The sequence below is a fragment of the Ornithinibacter sp. genome (genome assembly GCF_035443565.1).
Lineage (GTDB): Bacteria > Actinomycetota > Actinomycetes > Actinomycetales > Dermatophilaceae > Fodinibacter.
Map to the genome: position 1 here is coordinate 1 of NZ_DAORSO010000219.1, position 2,754 is coordinate 2,754.

At 70.5% G+C, this 2,754-nt stretch carries 4 protein-coding genes; 3 read left to right on the top strand and 1 reads right to left on the bottom strand.

Features of this window, described 5'->3' with window-relative positions:
- Nucleotides 1-228: SHOCT domain-containing protein (locus PLL68_RS13595; protein WP_324534965.1), on the bottom strand; the 228-nt coding region annotated here is incomplete at its 3' end.
- A gap of 150 nt (nucleotides 229-378) precedes the next feature.
- Here PLL68_RS13595 and PLL68_RS13600 point away from each other — a divergent pair.
- From PLL68_RS13600 to PLL68_RS13610, 3 genes are all read left to right on the top strand, one after another.
- Nucleotides 379-1,137, top strand: a complete 759-nt coding sequence (locus tag PLL68_RS13600) for a response regulator (RefSeq protein WP_502910715.1) — start codon at nucleotides 379-381, stop codon at nucleotides 1,135-1,137.
- Nucleotides 1,134-2,273 carry a sensor histidine kinase gene (locus PLL68_RS13605; protein WP_324534961.1) on the top strand — a complete coding sequence of 380 codons (1,140 nt, stop codon included), beginning with the start codon at nucleotides 1,134-1,136 and terminating at the stop codon, nucleotides 2,271-2,273. Before PLL68_RS13600 ends, PLL68_RS13605 begins: the two co-directional genes overlap by 4 nt.
- 64 nt (nucleotides 2,274-2,337) lie before the next feature.
- The gene (locus PLL68_RS13610; RefSeq protein WP_324534963.1) at nucleotides 2,338-2,646 is read left to right on the top strand and encodes a metal-sensitive transcriptional regulator; all 309 of its coding nucleotides are present in this window, start codon (nucleotides 2,338-2,340) and stop codon (nucleotides 2,644-2,646) included.
- Nucleotides 2,647-2,754 lie beyond the last annotated feature (108 nt).

Consider the following 2,754-nt stretch of genomic DNA (forward strand, 5'->3'; position numbering starts at 1 on the left):
CAGGATGCTCTGGCGGGAGCGGTACTCCTCGGCGTCGATCTCGCCGCGGGCGAACCGCTCGTCAAGGATCCGCCGGGCATCCCCGTCACGACGTGCGTCGCGCGGGCCCGGGCCTCCGCTGCCGCGGAAGAGTGCCACGATTCCGAAGACGACCACGGCCCAGAAGGCCACCGTCGTCAGGGTCATCAGGAGCCATCCGCCCCATCCCATGCCGTTGCCCCACATCATGGTGCTCACCTCTTCACGTCGGGTCGATGGGTCCACCCTCCTCGGCCGGCCCCTGCTGCCCGGTCGCGGTTCCATGAAGGTTCGCTGAAGATGTGCCCGCAGACCCTGTGTGGGCCGCGAACGGTGGGGCGCGGCTGCGACGATGACGGCATGCCCGCCACTGACCGCGACCCCAGGTCGGCGCCCGGCGACGCCGAGCGCAACCCCCGGGTCGCCATCAGGGCCCTCGTCGTGGAGGACGAGGTCGAGATGGCCAAGGTGATCGGCAGCTACCTCGAACGTGAGGGCTTCGAGGTCCACCTAAGCCACGACGGCCTGGATGCCGTGGCCAGGGCTCGCGAGGTCGACCCCGACATCGTCGTGCTTGACCTGGGGTTGCCCGGCCAGGACGGCCTCGAGGTGTGTCGGCAGCTGCGGACGTTCTCTGACGCGTACGTGGTGATGCTCACGGCCCGCACCGATGAGGTGGACACCTTGGTCGGCCTGTCGGTCGGCGCTGACGACTACCTCACCAAGCCCTTCAGCCCGCGCGAGCTCGTCGCCCGCCTTCGGGCGATGCTCCGCCGCCCCCGCCCCATCGGCACCCCCGCCCCCGACACGGCAGGCTTCAGGGCGTTCGGACCCTTGACCATCGACCCCACCGGGCGTGACGTCTGGCTGCGCGACGAGCCGATCGCCCTGACCCGCACCGAGTTCGACGTCCTGGCGGTGCTGTCCGAGCGCCCCCGACTGGCCTACACCAGGCGCCAGCTCATCGACGCCGTCTGGGGGCAGACCTGGGTCGGCGACGAGCACCTCGTCGACGTCCACATCGGCCACCTGCGCCGCAAGCTCGACGACGACGCCAGCGCGTCACGGTTCATCCGCACCGTGCGAGGTGTCGGCTACCGGATGGGCTCGGGCGAGTGAGCGGGCAGAGCTGGCTGGCCAGGCGGCGCACCACTGCGCCTCTGTCCACCCGACTGCTCGTCGCTCAGGCCTTGGTCCTGTTCGCCGGCGCGGTCACCGCGTGGGTGGTGGCATCCGTCGTCGCCCCCGGGATCTTCCACGACCACCTCGTCCAGGCCGGTGTCGGGCACTCCTCGGCCGAGGCCGCCCACGTCGAGGAGGCATTCGGCTCTGCGCTGCTCATCTCGTTCGCGGTCGCGCTCCTGACCTCGGTCCTCATGGCCCTTCTGGTGACCGGATACTTCACCCGCCGGGTCCAACGCTCCACGACGCAGGTGTCTCATGCCGCAGCCAGGATCGCCGAGGGCCAGTTCGGGGCACGCGTGCCCAGCCCCGGCCTCGGCCCCGAGTTCGACCAGCTCGCCGACACCGTCAACGAGCTGGCCGAACGCCTCGGCGACGTCGAGCGAACTCGGCGCCGCATCCTGGCCGACCTCGCCCACGAGATGCGCAACCCACTGGCCACGATCGAGACGCACCTGGAGGCGCTCGAGGACGGCGTGCGCGACCTCGATGAGCCAACCCTTGCGGCGCTGCACGGCGGCACGCAACGGCTGCACCGCCTGGCCGAGGACATCAGTGCCGTCTCACGCGCCGAGGAGGGCCAGCTGGACTCGCGCCCGGTCCGCACCAGCCCCCAGCTGCTCCTGAGTGCGGCCGCGGCCGCCGCGCAGGAGGCCTACGACACCGCTCAGGTTCGGCTCACCCTCGAGGCGGGCGGCACGGTCCCGGACGTCCACGTGGACCCCGAACGGATGGGGCAGGTCCTGGCCAACCTGCTCGACAACGCATTGCGGCACACCCCACCAGGGGGGTCGGTTCGCCTGCGCGCCACCCGGCCGGACCAGAACTGGGTGGAACTGGAGGTGGCCGACACCGGTGACGGCATCACCGCCGAAGCCCTCCCCCACGTGTTCGAGCGGTTCTACCGCGCCGACCCCGCCCGCCTGCGCCAACCCGGCAACAGCGGCAGCGGCATCGGCCTGACCATCAGCCGCGCCCTGGTCGAGGCCCACGGCGGTGGCCTGTCCGCACACAGTGCCGGCCTTGGACAAGGAACCACGTTCCGCATCCGCCTGCCAGCCGCTTCCGGATGACGACCACGGCGCAGGGAATACACCCCCCGGGGGTATCGTTGACGAGGTTGAGCGAAGGAGGACCATGACCGAGCACGCGCCACACCCCGCCACGATCCCGGGCTACATCGACGACAAGGACAGCCACCTCACGCGGCTGCGCCGCATCGAAGGACAGGTGCGCGGGTTGCAGCGGATGGTCGAGGCCGACACGTACTGCATCGACATCCTCACCCAGGTCTCCGCGGCCACCAAGGCCCTGGAAGCCGTCGCCCTGGGCCTGCTGGATGACCACCTGCGGCACTGCATGGTCCACGCCGCGAACGACCCCGCCCACCTCGAGGAGAAGCTGAGCGAGGCCTCCTCCGCCATCGCTCGACTCGTCCGCTCCTGAACCCAACGACCCCACCAGCAGCATCCCAAGGAGACACCAGATGAACACCCAGACCTTTCCCGTCACCGGCATGACCTGCGGCCACTGCGTGAGCGCCGTGAGCAGCGA

What these genes read in the sequence shown, in the direction of transcription:
- PLL68_RS13610 (WP_324534963.1), top strand. Translation starts at nt 2,338, where the DNA reads ATGACCGAGCACGCGCCACACCCCGCCACGATCCCGGGCTACATCGAC.
- PLL68_RS13600 (WP_502910715.1), top strand. Translation starts at nt 379, where the DNA reads ATGCCCGCCACTGACCGCGACCCCAGGTCGGCGCCCGGCGACGCCGAG.